The organism is Acinetobacter ihumii (genome assembly GCF_900625095.1).
Taxonomy (GTDB): Bacteria; Pseudomonadota; Gammaproteobacteria; order Pseudomonadales; family Moraxellaceae; genus Acinetobacter; species Acinetobacter ihumii.
Genome location: NZ_LR130760.1, coordinates 334,795 through 352,370 on the forward strand (window position 1 = coordinate 334,795; position 17,576 = coordinate 352,370).

The 17,576-nt window shown below is 42.6% G+C and carries 16 protein-coding genes; 5 read left to right on the top strand and 11 right to left on the bottom strand.

Going from position 1 to position 17,576, the window contains the following annotated elements:
- Positions 1-31: 31 nt before the first annotated feature.
- From E0D95_RS01490 to E0D95_RS01510, 5 genes are all read left to right on the top strand, one after another.
- On the top strand, positions 32-2,134 hold the full coding sequence (locus E0D95_RS01490) for a TonB-dependent siderophore receptor (RefSeq protein WP_130802216.1): 2,103 nt from the start codon (positions 32-34) through the stop codon (positions 2,132-2,134).
- 64 nt (positions 2,135-2,198) lie between these two features.
- Positions 2,199-3,215 carry an ABC transporter substrate-binding protein gene (locus E0D95_RS01495; protein ID WP_431830730.1) on the top strand — a complete coding sequence of 339 codons (1,017 nt, stop codon included), beginning with the start codon at positions 2,199-2,201 and terminating at the stop codon, positions 3,213-3,215.
- Positions 3,212-4,276 (top strand): FecCD family ABC transporter permease, encoded by a 1,065-nt coding sequence (locus tag E0D95_RS01500; protein ID WP_228258819.1) that lies wholly within the window; start codon positions 3,212-3,214, stop codon positions 4,274-4,276. The genes E0D95_RS01495 and E0D95_RS01500 overlap by 4 nt, the downstream gene beginning before the upstream one ends.
- Positions 4,273-5,037 carry an ABC transporter ATP-binding protein gene (locus E0D95_RS01505; RefSeq protein WP_130802218.1) on the top strand — a complete coding sequence of 255 codons (765 nt, stop codon included), beginning with the start codon at positions 4,273-4,275 and terminating at the stop codon, positions 5,035-5,037. The genes E0D95_RS01500 and E0D95_RS01505 overlap by 4 nt, the downstream gene beginning before the upstream one ends.
- Positions 5,028-5,522 carry a GNAT family N-acetyltransferase gene (locus E0D95_RS01510; RefSeq protein WP_130802219.1) on the top strand — a complete coding sequence of 165 codons (495 nt, stop codon included), beginning with the start codon at positions 5,028-5,030 and terminating at the stop codon, positions 5,520-5,522. Before E0D95_RS01505 ends, E0D95_RS01510 begins: the two co-directional genes overlap by 10 nt.
- A 102-nt stretch (positions 5,523-5,624) precedes the next feature.
- Here E0D95_RS01510 and E0D95_RS01515 read toward each other — a convergent pair whose 3' ends face one another.
- The 11 genes from E0D95_RS01515 to E0D95_RS01565 form a co-directional block, all read right to left on the bottom strand.
- On the bottom strand, positions 5,625-6,821 hold the full coding sequence (locus E0D95_RS01515) for a hypothetical protein (RefSeq protein WP_130802220.1): 1,197 nt from the start codon (positions 6,819-6,821) through the stop codon (positions 5,625-5,627).
- 252 nt (positions 6,822-7,073) lie between these two features.
- Positions 7,074-8,714, bottom strand: coding sequence for a thiamine pyrophosphate-binding protein (locus E0D95_RS01520; protein WP_130802221.1), 1,641 nt, complete (start codon positions 8,712-8,714; stop codon positions 7,074-7,076).
- Positions 8,715-8,789: 75 nt separating this feature from the next.
- The gene (locus E0D95_RS01525; RefSeq protein WP_130802222.1) at positions 8,790-10,256 is read right to left on the bottom strand and encodes an aldehyde dehydrogenase; all 1,467 of its coding nucleotides are present in this window, start codon (positions 10,254-10,256) and stop codon (positions 8,790-8,792) included.
- Between the two features lie 13 nt (positions 10,257-10,269).
- Positions 10,270-11,061 (bottom strand): aspartate dehydrogenase, encoded by a 792-nt coding sequence (locus E0D95_RS01530; RefSeq protein ID WP_130802223.1) that lies wholly within the window; start codon positions 11,059-11,061, stop codon positions 10,270-10,272.
- Positions 11,062-11,071: 10 nt separating this feature from the next.
- Entirely contained in the window at positions 11,072-11,866 is a 795-nt protein-coding gene (locus E0D95_RS01535; RefSeq protein WP_130802224.1) for an SDR family oxidoreductase, read from the bottom strand.
- 15 nt (positions 11,867-11,881) lie between these two features.
- Positions 11,882-12,706, bottom strand: a complete 825-nt coding sequence (locus E0D95_RS01540) for an alpha/beta fold hydrolase (protein WP_130802225.1) — start codon at positions 12,704-12,706, stop codon at positions 11,882-11,884.
- 66 nt (positions 12,707-12,772) lie between these two features.
- Positions 12,773-13,297, bottom strand: a complete 525-nt coding sequence (locus E0D95_RS01545; RefSeq protein ID WP_130802226.1) for a cupin domain-containing protein — start codon at positions 13,295-13,297, stop codon at positions 12,773-12,775.
- 31 nt (positions 13,298-13,328) lie between these two features.
- Positions 13,329-14,558 (bottom strand): MFS transporter, encoded by a 1,230-nt coding sequence (locus E0D95_RS01550; RefSeq protein WP_130802227.1) that lies wholly within the window; start codon positions 14,556-14,558, stop codon positions 13,329-13,331.
- Positions 14,559-14,625: 67 nt separating this feature from the next.
- A complete protein-coding gene (locus E0D95_RS01555) occupies positions 14,626-15,837 on the bottom strand; it encodes an NAD(P)/FAD-dependent oxidoreductase (RefSeq protein WP_130802228.1) in 1,212 nt (403 codons plus the stop codon).
- A gap of 27 nt (positions 15,838-15,864) precedes the next feature.
- Entirely contained in the window at positions 15,865-16,800 is a 936-nt protein-coding gene (locus E0D95_RS01560) for a VOC family protein (RefSeq protein WP_130802229.1), read from the bottom strand.
- 11 nt (positions 16,801-16,811) lie between these two features.
- Positions 16,812-17,576: an SDR family oxidoreductase gene (locus tag E0D95_RS01565; RefSeq protein ID WP_130802230.1), complete on the bottom strand. Its 765-nt coding sequence runs from the start codon at positions 17,574-17,576 to the stop codon at positions 16,812-16,814.

Here is a 17,576-nt window from a genome sequence, read left to right on the forward strand (position 1 = left end):
ATTATTTTTTGTCTTGTTAATTGAGGGATTTATGCAGCATAAATATTGTTTGCTGTCGTCATTGATTGGTTTTTCTACGATTTCTAGCCTCAGTTGGGCTGATTCTGCTCCGAATGTTCTTTCTACCATTACCTTACAAGCCAATCAAAATCTGGAAGATCCACAAATCTCCACAGCCTCGACCAAATTTGCACATGACGTTTTAGATATTCCGTTTAGTCGTAGCTCTCTTTCTCAAGACATTTTAAAACAACAAGATAGCCAGCGTATTGAAGATGCCATTCATCTGGTGAGTGGTGTATTTGCACAAAATAATTATGGCGGTGGTTTTTGGGACAATTACTCTTTTCGTGGTTTTGCTACAGATCCTAATTTGGGCGCAGCCAGTATCCGCAATGGTTTAAGCCTCAATCGTGGACTGAGCGCACCACGCGATATGGTCAATATTGAATCTCTTGATTTTTTAAAAGGCCCCGCAGCAGCCTTATATGGTCGTGGTGAACTCGGCGGACTGTTAAATATCACCACCAAAAAACCACAATGGCAGCCGCAAGGACAAATCTATTTACGCGCCAATACCGATGAGCAATATCGGGGTAGCTTTGAATATACTGCCCCACTGAATGATCAACTGGCCTATCGTTTTGCAATGGCACATGAAGACAATCAAAGCTTTCGTGATGAAGTCAGCAGTGATCGCTGGTTTTTTTCACCACAGTTAAGCTGGAAAATATCGGATCACACACAACTGGATTTTGACAGTGAAATCACTCAGCAAAAAGGAACCTTTGATCGTGGGATAAGTGCCTATCAAGGTCAAATTCTAATGAATCCAAAAACCTTTACAGGTGAACCAGACGATGGTGACATGAAAGTCAGTGATCAGTTTTATCAACTGCGTCTGGCGCATGAATGGAATGATGACTGGAACCTCAATAGTGCTGTCAGTTATAAACAAGGCTCAATGAAAGGTTTTTCAACTGAGCCAAAATCATTTGAAGCAGACGGTGAAACTTTAAATCGACAACGCCGCTATCGGGATTATTTCACTAAAGATCTATTGGCGCAGGCTGAACTGTTAGGAAAAGTGAATACGAATTGGGCGCGTCATGAAATTCTAATCAGCACTGAAGCAGGACAACTGACTTCAGACCAGTATCAATTACGTTGTGATTATAAATATTCTGGTGCGAGATACTGCATCAATCAAATCAACGTGTATCAACCCGAATATGGACTCTATTTGCCAAGCATGGGCTTACAAACCAATACCCGAGAACAGCAGGACTATTTTGCACTCAATCTTCAGGATCAAATGTTTTTGAATGATCAATGGAGTGTGTTAATCGGAACTCGTTTTGATCAAGTCAAACAGTCACTAGATAATTACAAAGCCAATAGCGCCACAGATAAAACCTTTTATCAAGCCTCACCGCGTGCGGGTATCAATTATAAATGGAATGATCAGCTTTCGTTCTATACTAACTATAGCCGCTCTTTTGCCATGAATAGTGGTACAGACGCGAGTGAGCAAGTGTTTGATCCCGAAAAAGGTGAAAGTTATGAGGTCGGAACGAAATATCAGTTCAATGAGCAATCCCTCATTAGTCTCGCCTTATTTCATATGAAAAAACGTAATGTGCTGACCACTGATCCCAACGATGCAAATTATCAATATGCCGCAGGTGAAGCTTTAAGTCGTGGTGTTGAGCTGGATCTACAAAGCCAACTAACAGACCGACTGCATATATTGGCAAACTATAGCTATACCGATGCTGAAATTCATAAAGACACCACGATTGCCAAGGGCACTGCACTCAATAATATTCCTCGCCATAGCGGCAATCTGGCACTAGACTATGTGATTTTACAGCAGGCTGCCAGCAAAGCAGGCATTGGTGGCAATGTGCAATATGTCGGGAAACGGAATGGGACGCAAAGCACTGGTTTTGAATTACCCGATTATACTTTGGTCAATTTAAATGCCTATTATGAACCGAATAGCCAGTTACGTTATCAACTCAATGTGAATAACTTATTTGATCAAACCTATTATGTGGAAAGTTATAGCGACATGTGGATACAACCAGGTGATCCATTAAATGCATCGCTCTCGGTACAATGGACATTCTAAGTTGATGCGGTCTCGGTTTTCATTCTCAAAAGGAATCACGCTCGGCAGTTGTTGGTTTTTGGGAATGATCTTAACAGCTTGTCAGCCTCAAACTGTTTCAGAAAACAAGCAGTCCTTAGAGATTAAATCGACTCAGGCAACAGCATCACCTTCTATTCTCAGTGTGGTTGATTCTTCTGGTCACACTGTCAAATTAAATCATCCTGCCCAACGTATTGTGTGCCTATTTGAATCAGGCTGTGACGGTTTATATATGCTGAATCAGGGCAGTAAAATTGTCGGTATTCCAGCAGAAATTTATCAGCAGCCCATGTTGTATCAAGCCTATTCGATTTTAGATTCACGCATTCAAGCCAAACAAATTCAAAGCCCCTCACAAGGCAGTCATGCCACCAATATCGAAAGTCTGTTATTGCTGCAACCTGATTTAGTCATCATGGGCGGTGGAGAAAAACAAACCATTGCCCTATTACGTAAATTAGGTATCGCGGTTTATATTATGGAATCTTCGACCTATGCACAGGTTAAAGAAGAATTATCTGAAATAGCCATTTTAACTGCGGCCACGACACGTGCAAATAAAATCCTGCACTATTCAGATCAAAAAATTGCGGAAATCCAGCGTAATACTACAAAACAACCGCATCGACAAAGCATTTATTATGCATGGTCAGGTGGGCGCATTTTTTCAACCTCTGGCACTGAGTCGATTACCAATGATTTTATCGAATTGGCAGGTGCTAAAAATATTGTTCAAACCAAGACCAATCAACCCAATGTCAATCCAGAAACCTTGATCGAATGGAATCCTGATAATATTGTACTCTGGAATACAGATCCGCAACTGATTTATCAACGTCCTGAATTACGCCTACTGAAAGCAGTGCAACAACGTAAAGTGTTTAATTTGAATCCAGCTTTTATCTATAATCCGCATACGATTAAAATTGTGCTCACTGCCCTGTACTTGCATGAACAGGTTTATGCTCAGCCCAAATCCCGCACCATGCAAGACACTCAATATGACATGCTTAACATGTTATATGGTTCTAAAGCAGCACAGGCACTGATCTCACCATGAAACTCACCTCACTCATGAATATGATGCGTGCTGAATCTATTACACAGTTAAGTCCATTCGTTCGTTATAGTGGCTTTATTGTCTTAGCTGTTCTGTGTCTATTTTGCTCATTATTAATTGGGCCTAGTCATGTATTGGGTTATCAGGATTATCTGCTCTGGTTCTGGCAAACTCTATTTGGTGGAAGTTATATCGCTTCCGAACAATATGCTCTGATGCAAAACATTCTTTGGAATGTACGTCTCCCTCGAATCCTACTCACCTTTATGGTCGGTGCTGCACTGGCAACCGCAGGCAATGGTTTACAAGCTTTATTTCGTAATCCATTGGTCGATTCTTATGTTCTTGGTATTTCTTCTGGGGCTGCATTTGGTGCAGCACTGGCTTTGTCTTTTAACTTAAATTCTCCCAATTTACTGGCGTTTATTTTTGGTATTTCGGCTGTGCTGCTGACCTACTTATTTGCCTATCAAAAACAGGAACAGCAAACCTCTTTGGTCATGATTATTTTGGCAGGTATGATTGTATCGGGACTATTTTTGGCTGGTTTGACCATCATTCAATACATCAGTGATCCTTTTAAATTACAAGCCATTGTACAATGGACGATGGGCAATCTGCATCAGGCCAATTGGGACAAAGTACAATATGCTGTTTTACCGATTTCAATTGGGTTGCTTGGACTGTTTTTAATGCGTTGGCGACTCAATTTACTGGCACTCGGTACTGAAGAAGCGCAAGCTGTGGGCATTAATCCCAAATGGGAACAAATCTTGCTGATTGGACTCGTCACCTTATGCACCTCTGCTTCCGTGGCTGCCGCAGGAATTATTAGTTTATATGGTTTATTTATGCCGCATATTGTGAGGATGTTGGTTGGACCTGACCATCGTGCCACCATTCCTTGCAACATGATAATGGGCGGTTGTTTCTTATTATTGATTGATAATTTTTCACGTGTTTTACTGAGTTTTGAAATCCCGATTGGAATTTTTACCATGCTACTTGGCGCCCCTTTCTTTTTATTACTCATGAAAAGCCAAAGGATGAATTGGTCATGATCCATATTCATCAGTTGAACTTTGCTTATGGGCAAAAACAGGTGCTTAAAAATATCGATCTGGCCTTTCCCGAACATCAATTTTCTGTGATTTTGGGCCGTAATGGTTGTGGTAAATCCACGCTATTTAGATTGATGGCAGGTCTGGAACCCTTACAAAGCGGCAGTATTTTATATCACAGCAAAAGCCTAAATCAGTACAAAGGCAAGCATCGCGCTGAACTTCTAGGCTTTTTACCCCAATTTCATAAAACCGTTTTTCCGTTTCAAGTCAAAGATGTGGTTTTGACAGGACGTGCTGCATTTAGCCATTTTCATCCGACCAAGCAAGATGAATATTTGGTAGATCAGGCATTGGAAGAATTGGACATCAGTCATTTAAAACATCGACCATACACCGAACTTTCTGGCGGTGAACGTCAATTAGTGATGATTGCCCGTATATTGGTACAAGCACCCAAAGTGATTTTACTGGATGAACCTACCAATCATCTGGATGTGTATTATCAGTCGTATTTGATGAAAAAATTACGTCAACTTTCTCGCCAGAACTATACCGTAATTGCGATTATGCATGATCCTAATCTGGCTTTTTTATTTGCCGATGAACTATTTTTTATGCGTCAGCATGAAATTATTCGACCAGAATCACGCCAACGTCTGACCGATCCTGTCTTTTTAAAAAGTGTTTACGATGTCGAATTTCATGAAGCCATGATTCAGGATAAAACCATTGTGGTGCCAGATTACTCATGGCTTTAGTGATTGAGCCCTTACAGCAAATTGATCTACAGCAAGCGACTGAATTTGCTATTTATACACGCCAATTACTTTTTCCAGAAGTCTATCAGTCTAAGCTGCCGCATGATCTGATTCATTTTAGTCAAACTTATCTTGAGCATCTGCAAGGCGCATGTTTTGTAGTGAAAGATCTCAACAAAATTATTGGGATGGTGGCATATCGAGCTTATAACCATCGTTTTCAATTAGACTTGCCTAAAAATAGTGTTGAAGTGGTTAAACTATTCATACAGCCTGAATATCGCCGTCAAGGTTTAGCATCACAACTGTGCCAAGCCTTATTTCAACATGCTGAACAACATCATATTCAACATTTTTATCTACATACCCATCCTTTTTTACCTGCTGCCGAATATTTCTGGCAAAAACAGGGGTTTCATGTCATTCATCGTGAATGGTTACAGCACTACGATACCATTCATATGTTTAAAACAAAAAGTTGCTGATGATTCTCTCGTCATCTTCATTAAAATTATAAATAAAAAAGACCATAAAATCGGGCTGCTGATTTTATGGTCATAAACTGAAAAATATTGAGAAAAAATTCTTTAAAAACTAAAGCCAAAATTTAAATTGACGCGATACAGCCATTTATCGCTGTTTAAGGAAGTGGCTGTGGTATAACCCGTACTATTGGTCGAACCGCCGATAATATTGGCATTTTTACCCCATGTATAATCTGCCCAGACCATAAATGGCGAAGCAATAAACATCATGCCTGTGGTATTCATCTGTGAAGCTGACCAATCGGTATGGGTTTTATCCAGATAGCTAAAGTCGTTATAAAATTTAATCGCTTTAAGCTTCCACATATCCTTGATCGGTAAGGTATATGACACATTCAGACTGGATACAGTGCCTTCTGAGGCAATAAAATAAGAAGGGGTTAAACCGTTAGTTCCCATTAAAGTCAGACGATCATCCACACCTTCTGGATTTTTAGCATCATATTGATAATGGATCACTGAACCCTGAATATTCCAGCGATCAAGATTACTATTGGCGTGTACACCTAAAGCATAATATTTGCCATCATCATCCGTGACTTTATTATGGAGTTGCGAAATCGCACCTGATAATCCAATTTCCTGCTTACCGAGTGCTGTATCAAACTTTTTAACCACGCGGGCATTGACCTGATTTTGTTTTTCATTTTGGTACGCCACCTGATTTGGAAAGGTATTTTTCAGGTCATCATAGGTGCCACTTTCAGGCGAATAACGCATGTTGGTTTCAAGCATAGTTGGATAATAACCTAGCTTAATATCCCAGTTTTTATCATCATAATTCCAGTTCAAACCCGGTGCGATATTATTGCCATAGCCTAAAAAGAACGGCAAATGATAGGTCCAGCCATTTTGTGGATAAGGATAAATCGCAAAGGGTTTATATACAAAACCGGCCTCAAGACTATTATTTTGATTCAGTTTATAACCGACATAGGCTTTTTCAATTGAAGTAAACTCCTGATCTTGCAATAAGAAACTCGAGTTTAAATAAAAATTGTCATAGGTTCCTTTTAAGTCAAGTCTTAACACATCAAAGTCTAACTTTCCCATGCCTCGATTAGTACTTTCAGGCCAGCTTTCATAACGATCCTGTACGCGAATCACCCCACCCACTTTAAATGAAGCTGTACCATCCGCATTTTTCCACTCAAGTGGAGACCCCTCTGCCCAAGAACCCGTTGAGACGCCTAAGCAGAAAATTGAAACACTTATTGATGAAACGATACTCTTTTTCATAACCACTTCCCAATATTTCGTCATGAGTTAACCGTAAAAAAAAAGCAACCCATGTTTTATATATAAAACTTTGTTTATTTTAAATTTTACCTAAAAAAAATTGGTGACCCCATTTGAAGCGAGAGCAATCCTTCGCTCATGGCATATTATTCATCACCATTTTTAGTTGTTTACTTAGATGCCTGAGCACCTAAGTAACGCAAGATCACAATAAAGCTGCTATAAGGTTTTGAAATTCAAGATCCCTTAAACTTAATAGAGTTTTTTCTGTGGAGGACCTGCAAAGTTTAATGGGCCAATCGCATGCATATCCAACTCAATCACCGCAGGGCCGTTAAACCCAATCGCCTCTTGAATCGCAATCTTAAATTCATCTGCACTGCCAACTTTCCAGCTTTTAACGCCCATCGATTCCCCTAGTTTTTGATAATCTGGGGTATGCAGTTCATTAAAATATTGGCGACCACCAAAGTAGTTATTTTGGATACCACGCATCACGCCATAACCACCGTCATTCATGATCATGAGTACCATGTCAGTATTTTCCTGCGCCATGGTTGCAATTTCGCCAATACCAAGCATTAAACCGCCATCACCCACCAGACCCACTACTTTTTTATCTGGATTGGCAATACTTGATCCAATCGCATGTGCCAAACCTAAACCGATTGCCCCTGCCAATGAGTGAATATTGCGATTGGGTGCCTGTACAGGGAATAAACGGCTACCCCATGTACTGCCTGACATAGTAATGTCACGAACAAAAATTCCATCTTCAGGTAACGCCGCACGTAAGTGATCGCAAATGAGTGCGTATTGATCAAGCTGTTGACGCAGTGCATCGATCGCCGCATTTTTAGCTTCAATTACCGCTTGATCGTAAGCAGCATCGACCTTGGAAATACCACTAAGCTGCGTCAAACTGCGCGCTAAAATATCTTTGGCATCTGCACAGATAAAATGACGTACTTTGTAATTACGTTGCTGCGCAACAGGATTGGCATCAATCTGAATGATATTTTCGGGGAACTGCACCGAGTAGGTTTTGGTCTCATTACTGCGTAGACGCGAACCGACTACCACCAAAAGATCTGCATTTTTTAACAGTTCTTCGACTTTTGCTGAGTTATGAAATGCGCCTAAGCTACGTGGATGTGCATCCGCCAAAATACCGCGACCATGGGTAGAAGACACCACAGGAATGCCCAAATCAGCAATCGCCTTAATTTCATCGACGCTATTTAAGGCACCACCACCAATCCAGAACACAGGACGCTTGGCTTGTTTAATTTGATCAACCAACAACTGAACCTGAGTGTCGTCCACTGCCGGTATTTGCATGGCTTTGACTGGACTCAAATCTAGCGGTAAATCAATTTCCGCTGCCTGTACATCAATCGGCAACTCAACACTGACTGGCCCCATTGGAACAGTCGTAGCCACACGAATCGCCTCACGAATCACGCCAATTGCGTTGTCTGGACTGGTAATACGAAAAGCCGCTTTGCTCGACGCACGTAAAAAAGTCAGTTGATCTTTGGTTTCATGAATAAAGCTGGCATCACGATCCAGATATTCACGTTCTACCTGACCTGTTAAATGTAATACAGGACTACTGGCATTCATGGCTTCGATGAGTGAACCCACAGCATTCCCTGCGCCTGCACCCGTACTGGTCAGAGCAACACCCAAACCTTTGAAACGCGCATGAGCATCTGCCATGGTGACCGCACCTGCTTCACCACGTGCTGCCACAAAGCGAATTTTTTCACGACGACCAATTGCATCGGCAATTGGCAAGTTATGGATTGAGATCACGCCATAAATGCTGCTGACCTCATGTTGTTCTAATAAGCGAGCAATCGCTTCACCGACATTGACACGTTCAGTCATGAAAATCTTCCTCTAAATTCGGTTAAATATCCATTGAAATGGTTAAATCGTTTAAATCATTACGGGTTCAAGCCATCAGTCACACCATGGGTTCGGTTGCTCGTTTAGACCCATATAAATGCTTTTTTGTTGCATATAAGACAAAATGCCCTGACGACCTTTTTCACGACCAATACCACTGTCTTTAAAGCCACCAAATGGTGCTGAAATTGAAAATTTCTTGTAGGTATTAATCCACACTGTACCGACTTCAAGCGCACGTGAAATCCGCCATGCTTTACGATAACTTTCAGTCCAGATGCCTGCCGCCAAACCAAAACAACTGTCATTGGCTTGTTGGATTAAATCCTGTTCATTGTCATATTTCATGACCACCAGTACAGGGCCAAAAATTTCTTCCTGACAGACTTTTGCCTGATTTTTTAATCCTGTAATGATGGTGGGTAAGTAAAAACTACCTTTGGCAAATTCACCTATGGTCAGTGCCTCACCCCCTGTCAAAATTTCACCACCCTCTTGTTTGGCGAGTTGTACATAGCGGTCTACAGAGTCTAAATGTGCCTGATTGATCAATGACCCCATATGCACATCTTTTTGTTCAGGATGTCCAACACGTAAGCCTTTGGTAATTTCAACCAAACGTGTTAAAAACTGATCATAAATACTGTGATGAATAAATAAACGAGAACCTGCAATACAGGCTTGACCCGCAGAACTAAAAATACCGTAGGCAATCCCTTTTGCAGCAAGCTCAACATCCGCATCGGGCAGTACAATGGTCGGTGATTTTCCACCCAACTCCAGCGAAGTGGTAATCAGTTTATCCGCAGCAATATGGGCTAAATGACGACCTGTCGTGGTTCCACCAGTAAAGGAGATTTTACGAACCAAAGGATGTTTCACAATCGCATCGCCTACCACTGAACCTTTCCCTACCAAGACACTGAGTAAACCTTTCGGCAAACCTGCTTCTTCAAAAATCTTTGCAAGCTCAAGGGCAATCAGTGATGTGGCTTCAGCAGGTTTTAAAATGACCGCATTTCCACCCGCCAAAGCAGGTGCCAACTTTTGCACTTCACTGGCAATCGGTGAATTCCACGGCGTAATTGCGGCTACGACACCAACAGGTTCATGCACGCTCATGGTCATAAAATCTGGCGCACGTTGTGTGGTTAATTCATCATTTAAGGTTTCACAAGCGGCTGCAACATAACGTGCAGTCGCCGCCGCACTTAACACCAAACCACGGGTTTCCGCTAAAGGCTTACCATTATCACGGGTTTGTAATTGGGACAGTTCATCCACCCGCGCTTCAATAATATCTGCGACTTTATATAAAATTTTAGCGCGTTCATGCGGCATACGGTTACGCCACTCAGGCGCACGCCATGCCTGATCTGCTTTGACAATCGCTTCTTCAATATCCTCGGAACTTGCTGTTGAAATTTCAGCATTCACCGAATTGTCTGCGGGAAAGGTACTTTGAATCACTGCGCCGCGACCCAAACGCCATTCACCAGCAATATATAGTTCTTTAACCATGATGTTATCCTTGTTAAATCTGAATGGCTTCAACACTGTTACGACAAGCACGAATCACGCTGAGTGCAGCCAATGTTGAGGTCTTAGGGTTAGAGGCCAGTGGAACACCCACCATTTCAATGGTCATTTGCCCGAAACGACCTTCCGCGACAATGGTATGTTTGTTCTGGGTCATGTCAGGATCAACCGTTAGCTCTACTAAGGTGTTGTCCATTCCTACGCCGGCCAGCGCAATAGTTGCGGCCACATTGGCATTGGCAGGAAAATTCAGTGCCGCTTCGCGCGCTGTTCCACGGTAAAACACGGTGGCTTTTTTTACCTGATCCAGATCAATTAATTGCTCGGCATAACTGCCGCGCCAACTATTAGGACTTTTACAGCCTTTATAGGTAACTTTTTCCAGACCACCTTCTTTGGCTGCCGCAATACCATCAATGCCTGCAATCGCACCCGCCAAGAGGTGTAAATGTGCGCCGTTTTGTTCGGCTGTTTGCTGGAGTTCAGTAAAAAATTTGCTATCCGCCAAGGTTCCAACCGAAATCAGACCAATCGTCCAGCCATTTTCCAGTACTTTTTTGGCATGTTCTTTGACTGCGGCTTGACCTGCGACTTCAATCACATAATCAGGGGTACCATCGCACTGACTGACATCGGAGATGACCTGAATATTGCGATCAACTTTTTGCTTGACGTTTTCCACACTACGTTCAGGTACAACAATCCATTTCAACTCCAGATCATGTGGCAAATGTGCATACACTTCTGAGGCCATTGCGCCAAAACCAATCATCATCAATTGTTTCATTGCATTCACCTTATAAATGTTTGTTAAAACCACCAGAGACATCAATGGTCGAACCTGTGGTATAAGAAGCCAGCGGTGAGGCTAAAAACACCAGTGCACGTGCAGGTTCTTCAGGTTTGCCTAAACGCGCCATTGGGATGCCCCGTTTTTTTGCAATATTTGCAGTCCAGTCTTGCCATGACTGGTTTGGATCTGAACGAGTTTCATAACGGCGTTTCCACTGCGCAGATTCAACCATGCCTAACAAAATTGAATTAACACGGACCTTATATTGAATAAATTCATGCGCCAATGAATGGGTTAGATTCAGCAAGGCTGCCCGCGCAGATGAAGTCGCAATCATGTGTGGTTCAGGCTGTAAAGCCAATAACGAATTGACATTGGTGACTGAACCAATATCTGAGCTTTTTAAGTCATCCAAAAAAGCACGAATAGGATGTAGTACACTGAAATATTTCAGTTCGATTTCCTTCATCCAGTCTTCGTCTTGAGTATTTTCAAAGCTAGATACCCGTCCTTGACCCGCGTTATTAATCAACATATCGACATTACCCAAATGCTGTTTCACGGTTTGAGCAAAGCTTTTGACATCTGTTTTATCCAGCACATTACACACCTGCGTAAAAATATGCGCATGTGGATATTTTTCTAAAATATAAAGTTTTGATTGTGCAAGACGTTGTTCATCTCGTCCGCACCACGCCACTTTTGCGCCTTCGGCGACTAAAATCTCAACCGCAGCCAATCCGATGCCAGAAGAGCCACCTGTGACGACCGCTACTTTTCCTTCTACTTGGAAGCTCATATGTTCTCTCTCGTTTCAATGCTGCTGTAAAGACACGATAATGTCGTTAAATAAATTTGGTTGATCGACATAGCTCAAATGCCCTGCTTCACCAATTTCAATATAATTCTGGCACTGGATTTCCTGCGCCAAAGCTGCAATCGCTTGCGGCGGTGTAATACTGTCGTTTAATCCTGAAACCATCACGCATGGCACCGCCAAATCTGTTAAATAGTTTCGAATTTCGTCATGCGCCAACAAATAAGAGGCTTGAGTAAATCCTGCAAGATTCAGGTTTTGCATGACTTGTTCAATCAACTCAAGGGTTTGGGGTTGTTTCAAATAGGTTAAATGTGGGCCACGGCTTTGCGCCAACCCCTGATTTCCCAGTTCTTTCAGCATTTTTGGTCTTTTGTTATAAACTTCGGCTTGTTGCTCAACGGGATAACGCTGATAACCCTGAGCCACATTGGCCAGAATCAGTGTTTCGACATACTCTGGATAACGTCGGGCAAAGGCACTCGCCTGTAACGCACCGAGTGAATGTCCAACCACGATCGCTTTTTTAATCGCTAACTGTTCAAATAAGCCTGCTAAACGCTGTGCATAATCTTCAGCATTCGGCTGCTCTGTGGTTAAAGCATCAGATGAACCATAACCCGGTGCATCCCATGCAATAATATGAAAATGATGACTTAAATCTTGTAATTGCTTGACCCAAGAACCCGCCCCAGAGCTAATGCCATGGAGCAATACGAGGTAATGATCTCCCGTACCTGCTTCACGATAGCTTTGCTTTTGCCCATCAATCTCGACAGACTTGACGGGAAATTGTTGTAAGTGTTCAACAAGTGTCATCATCATTTTCCTTAAAACTTGCCTTGAGAGTACGAGCCTCTTTCTGGCAATGTTGTTCATCCAATCGCTTTAGTTACGTTTAATTTGAGACAATGGGTGCTCAGGTGGATAGTTTGGAATGGTTGGTTTACCTGTACCTAACATCACACACATCAAGGCATCTTCCTGCCCCGGATTAAACAAACCACGATAAATACCCGGTGGAATTGAGATCAAATCACGTTCTTTTAAACGGGTACTGAATTTTTCGCCGTTATGTTCGATGAACAAATCAATTTCACCGCGCAACATAAAAAATACTTCTTCAACATCATGGTGAATATGCAGTGGACCTTCGCACTGTGCTGGCAAAACCATGGTCGAAAAGGTAAAGTTTTCAGCAGGAACAGTGTTGTTATCACTCGCGATGCCGGTCGCGCCTGTCCCCATATAACGCATTTGGGCACGGCGATATTTCGGGTCGTAATCTGCCTGAAATTTCAAGGCATTAAAGTCATATTTGCGAGTTTCAAAACGTGCGATACGCGTGTTTAACCATTCTTCCAAGCTCGCACCTTCGGGTTGTTTCCATGATTCAAATTGTTGAGTGCTCATGTCTTACTCCTGATTAAAATGAAAACTGTAATTAGTAACGTTTGAGTAATGGTGTAAGGAAAAAGGAACCCACAATCGCCACCATCGCCAAGAATGTGATTCCCAAATTAAAACTACCGGTTTGCATGACAATCATGCCGATCAGCACGGGTGCTAAAGCACTACCAAAGTTTGCTAAACCGTTGAAAATACCGCCTGCTGTCGCACCTACATCGGCAGTTGTCACTCGTGCCAACAAGGCAAAGATCGCTGCGACACCAAAGCCCCAAGCCATTGAACTAACCGACATGGCTGCAATAATCAGCAGAGGATTAGTCATTAAGACCATGGCATATAAGGAAATACCTGCGATTAATAAACCACTGAATACCTGAATTGCACGTTTACCAATCTTGTCCGAAAACACAGCACCCACGACTTCACCAATCAACATGGCAATAAATGGCAGGCTTGAATAAAAACCAAATTCTTTTAAATTGAAGCCTTTATCTTGAATCAGATAAGATGGAACCCAACTGTTTAAGCCCCATAGATAAGTCATCAAGGCAATATTGAAAATACACATCAACCAAAAAGCGTTGTTTTTGAGCAATACCTTGGTATTACGAAGATGACCTTTAAAATTGACACGCTTGCTTGAGTCTTCAATTTCAATGGTTTTACGCAGTTGTAGGTTACGCAATCCAAGTACGACAAATATCAATACCACCAGCGTCAGGGACGCCATGACAAAGAACGTGGTATGCCAGTCATGTTTGGCGAGAACAGCCGCCGTAATTGGAAAACCTAAAAAAGCACCAATGGGTGTACCCAGTAAAAACATGGTAGAGGCACGTGCCTGCTGACGATCGGTATAGGTTTGTTTGACAATCGCATAGGCCAATGCGAACAGAGGACCTTCTGCAACTCCTAACAACACACGCAGGAAAAGCATGCCGCTATAACTTGTGGTAAAGCCCATGATCAACATCAGCACGCCCCACGAAGCAACGCTCCAAAACAACATTTTCTTGGGATTAAAAATATCCCCCAGAAAACTCAGGAATATGGATGAAAACCCATAGGCCAATAGGAAACTGGTCATTAACCAGCCCAACTTGGCTTTATCCTGTGCAATGCCCATTGCATCCTGAAAATGTGGGTCTGAAAACAAGACTGCAATACTGATCTTGTCGAAGAAGGCCAATACCACACATGCCATCAGGACAAAAGCGGGTATCCAGTGTTTGAATCCTTTTTTCTCATCTACATCATTTAACATGCAAGCGTTCCTTCGATCTGGCGAGAGATCTAAAATGATTGTTCTGGCTAGAGGTCTTAAAGCGTATTTATGGTTTCAGCTTCATGACATTAAATTCAGGATCAGTTAATTGTTCTGGATTCAAGGCAGTGCCATTTTGAATCCAGCGTTTGGCAAGTTTGACCAGTTTGGAGTCATTGACTGCGATCATGTTCAGCAGACGATGGTGTTCATCCAGATATAAATAGCTGATCTGTGTTGGACTGCTCTGTCGAACGATCAATGTTGGATTCAACTGAGGTTGATAGGTCCCTAAAATCTGAATATTAAATTGATATTGATCTGACCATAGCCATGGAATATCGGCGTATTCGGTGGCAACACCCAACATGGATTTTGCCGCTGCAATGGCTTGATTTTGTGCATTTGCCCAAGACTGGATGCAATAGCCCAAAGTAGGATGAATGGCGACATCGCCTGCGGCATAAATGTCTGCATCAGAGGTTTGACCATAACAATTGACCACAATGCCATCTTTAACATCCAGACCAGCCTCAACACCCAATTCTTTGGCAATTTCGGCACCTGCCCCCACCACCACACAATCAAAAGTCTGCGCCGCTTCGGGATGATTTAGCACTTGTACGGTCTGATCAGAACTTTCAATCAGGTGTAAATTTGTACTATTCAGATGGATCTGGGTGCCTTGTTGCTCATGGATGTCTTTTAAAAAAGCCGAAACTTCAGGGCTGACGCTACGTCCACATAAGCGATCGGCATATTCAAAAACATGAACAGCCTTCCCTTGTTTACGTGCTGTTGCTGCAATTTCAAGTCCGATCCAGCCTCCACCCACAATCGCAATCGATTGAGCATTTTCCAGTAAACCAGCCAAGCGTTCACAGTCTTGTACATCACGCAAAGTCACGACATTGGAGATGTCTTTCCATGTATTGACAGGGACGCGAGCGCGACTGCCTGTGGCAATTAAAAGTTTGTCATAGGGTAAAATTTTGCCACTTTGCAAAACCACCTGCTTTTGATCACGGTCAATCTGGGTAGCCAAATCGGGTTTATGCCATTGCACCGAAAAAGCATCAATTTGTTCAGGAGAAAACAGATTCAAACTGTCATAGCTGGCTTCTTTAGAAAGCACTTGTTTCGACAAAGGTGGGCGTTCATAGAAAATCTGATGCTCGTTCGACACCACGTGAATTTCGCCAAGATAACCTTCCTGACGCAAAGTGCTAACGGCCCAACCCGCCGCCTGACCTGCACCCACCACTACGATTTTTTGCATGACCTGATCTCCTTGCGCTTAAATCACTTAGCCTTGAACCGGCTTAATCTGACGACGAGTACCATGATCTAAACCACCCTCAATCGCCCACTCGGTAAACAACTCCAGACTGTGTTCTTCAACACGTGGCTGCCATGCTTCAGTCAAATAGTCGTCATTGGTGTAATATTCAAATGCACCGCCAAGTGGTGAATGCACGTACCAGAAATAAGCAGAAGAAATTGGATGGCGACCCGGTCCAATAAAGGTTGACCAATCGGAGCGGTTCATATTCAAGCCTCCCCCAATCACCTCATGAATATCACGCACCACAAAGGCGACATGGTTTAAACCAGCAGGCTTATTGGGAACCGACAGCAGGAATAAATCATGATGGAAACCTTCACCACGACAACGCAGGAATGCACCACGATTTAAATAGGCATCTGATAAATGGAAACCTAATTTTTCTTTATAAAAATTTTCCGTGGTCGCTAAATCTGGGGTGAAGAACACCACATGTCCAATCGCAACAGGTTCACCTTTGTCATAGACAGGACTGGCTGCATTAACCCGCTGGATGTTGCCATACTGGTTAATCCCTTCTGTTTTCTGTTCAGGTAAATCTCGTGTAATTGAACGCTGGAAAACAATGGTCATACCATTAGGATCACGACATTGCACTTGTGTGGCACTTTGTTCAAAGCCATCGACATCTTTTAGGTTTTCAGCAAACTGTTTTAAATCCTGATCATTATCCACGCCCCACGTCACTTCACGTAGTGTTGAACCTTGTTCAATCGCTGGTGGTAAACGTGAATCAGCAATATCAAATAGATAAAGTTTGCTGCCATTTTGAGTTTGAAATAGCTCAGTATGTTCAATATCACTTGGATGTTTTGACAAACCAAAGTCAGATAAAAACTTGATGGCTTTAGCTTTGTCTTCAACTCCAAACTTTAAAATTTCGATTCCTGTAATCATTTGATTTGCTCCTAATTAAAGACAAAGCCACCGTTGACGGGGATATTCTGACCTGTGACAAAAGATGCCAAATCAGACAGCAGATACAAGGCTGTACCATTTAAATCTTGTGGATGTTGTTGGCGCTGAATGGCTCGACCCGTGACGTAAAGGTCGTGACGTTCCTGTGGCACATACTCCGTTGCTTCGACTAAAGTGAGCCCTGGAGAAATTGTATTCACACAAATGTTAAACTCACCGAGTTCACGTGCCATGGAACGCGTCATGGAAATAATTGCGCCTTTACTGGCCACATACGCCATGAGTTTGGGTGCACCCCAAAGTGCGGTATCTGAAGCGACATTAATAATTTTTGCAGCATCAGATTGTTTTAAATAAGGAGCACAGGCCTGAACCATCAACCATGTGCCTTTGACATTGACCGTCATCACACGATCCCAAAGATCAGGATCATATTGCATAAGATCTTTACCACCGACGCCAGTTGCCAATGCTGCACAGTTCACTAGACCATCCAGACCACCGAGCGTATCCACGGCAAATTGAACAGCCAATCGAATCGATTCAGGTTGAGATAAATCCAGTCCAACCGCATGAACATTCAAGCCCTGTTGTTGTAACTGCTGTGCTTCTTGCTCAACCAATTCGTTCAGAATATCGGCCATGACTACAGTTGCACCCGCTTCGGCAATCGCCTGAGCAAAACCCAGACCCAAGCCCCGAGCTGCACCCGTCACCATAATTTTTTTGCCTTGCAATAATGTGTGAGTGGTCAT

What these genes read in the sequence shown, in the direction of transcription:
- E0D95_RS01540 (WP_130802225.1), bottom strand. Translation starts at nt 12,706, where the DNA reads ATGATGACACTTGTTGAACACTTACAACAATTTCCCGTCAAGTCTGTC.
- E0D95_RS01515 (WP_130802220.1), bottom strand. Translation starts at nt 6,821, where the DNA reads ATGAAAAAGAGTATCGTTTCATCAATAAGTGTTTCAATTTTCTGCTTA.
- E0D95_RS01500 (WP_228258819.1), top strand. Translation starts at nt 3,212, where the DNA reads ATGAAACTCACCTCACTCATGAATATGATGCGTGCTGAATCTATTACA.
- E0D95_RS01490 (WP_130802216.1), top strand. Translation starts at nt 32, where the DNA reads ATGCAGCATAAATATTGTTTGCTGTCGTCATTGATTGGTTTTTCTACG.
- E0D95_RS01495 (WP_431830730.1), top strand. Translation starts at nt 2,199, where the DNA reads ATGATCTTAACAGCTTGTCAGCCTCAAACTGTTTCAGAAAACAAGCAG.
- E0D95_RS01520 (WP_130802221.1), bottom strand. Translation starts at nt 8,714, where the DNA reads ATGACTGAACGTGTCAATGTCGGTGAAGCGATTGCTCGCTTATTAGAA.
- E0D95_RS01565 (WP_130802230.1), bottom strand. Translation starts at nt 17,576, where the DNA reads ATGACCACTCACACATTATTGCAAGGCAAAAAAATTATGGTGACGGGT.
- E0D95_RS01510 (WP_130802219.1), top strand. Translation starts at nt 5,028, where the DNA reads ATGGCTTTAGTGATTGAGCCCTTACAGCAAATTGATCTACAGCAAGCG.
- E0D95_RS01525 (WP_130802222.1), bottom strand. Translation starts at nt 10,256, where the DNA reads ATGGTTAAAGAACTATATATTGCTGGTGAATGGCGTTTGGGTCGCGGC.
- E0D95_RS01535 (WP_130802224.1), bottom strand. Translation starts at nt 11,866, where the DNA reads ATGAGCTTCCAAGTAGAAGGAAAAGTAGCGGTCGTCACAGGTGGCTCT.
- E0D95_RS01550 (WP_130802227.1), bottom strand. Translation starts at nt 14,558, where the DNA reads ATGTTAAATGATGTAGATGAGAAAAAAGGATTCAAACACTGGATACCC.
- E0D95_RS01505 (WP_130802218.1), top strand. Translation starts at nt 4,273, where the DNA reads ATGATCCATATTCATCAGTTGAACTTTGCTTATGGGCAAAAACAGGTG.
- E0D95_RS01545 (WP_130802226.1), bottom strand. Translation starts at nt 13,297, where the DNA reads ATGAGCACTCAACAATTTGAATCATGGAAACAACCCGAAGGTGCGAGC.
- E0D95_RS01530 (WP_130802223.1), bottom strand. Translation starts at nt 11,061, where the DNA reads ATGAAACAATTGATGATGATTGGTTTTGGCGCAATGGCCTCAGAAGTG.
- E0D95_RS01555 (WP_130802228.1), bottom strand. Translation starts at nt 15,837, where the DNA reads ATGCAAAAAATCGTAGTGGTGGGTGCAGGTCAGGCGGCGGGTTGGGCC.
- E0D95_RS01560 (WP_130802229.1), bottom strand. Translation starts at nt 16,800, where the DNA reads ATGATTACAGGAATCGAAATTTTAAAGTTTGGAGTTGAAGACAAAGCT.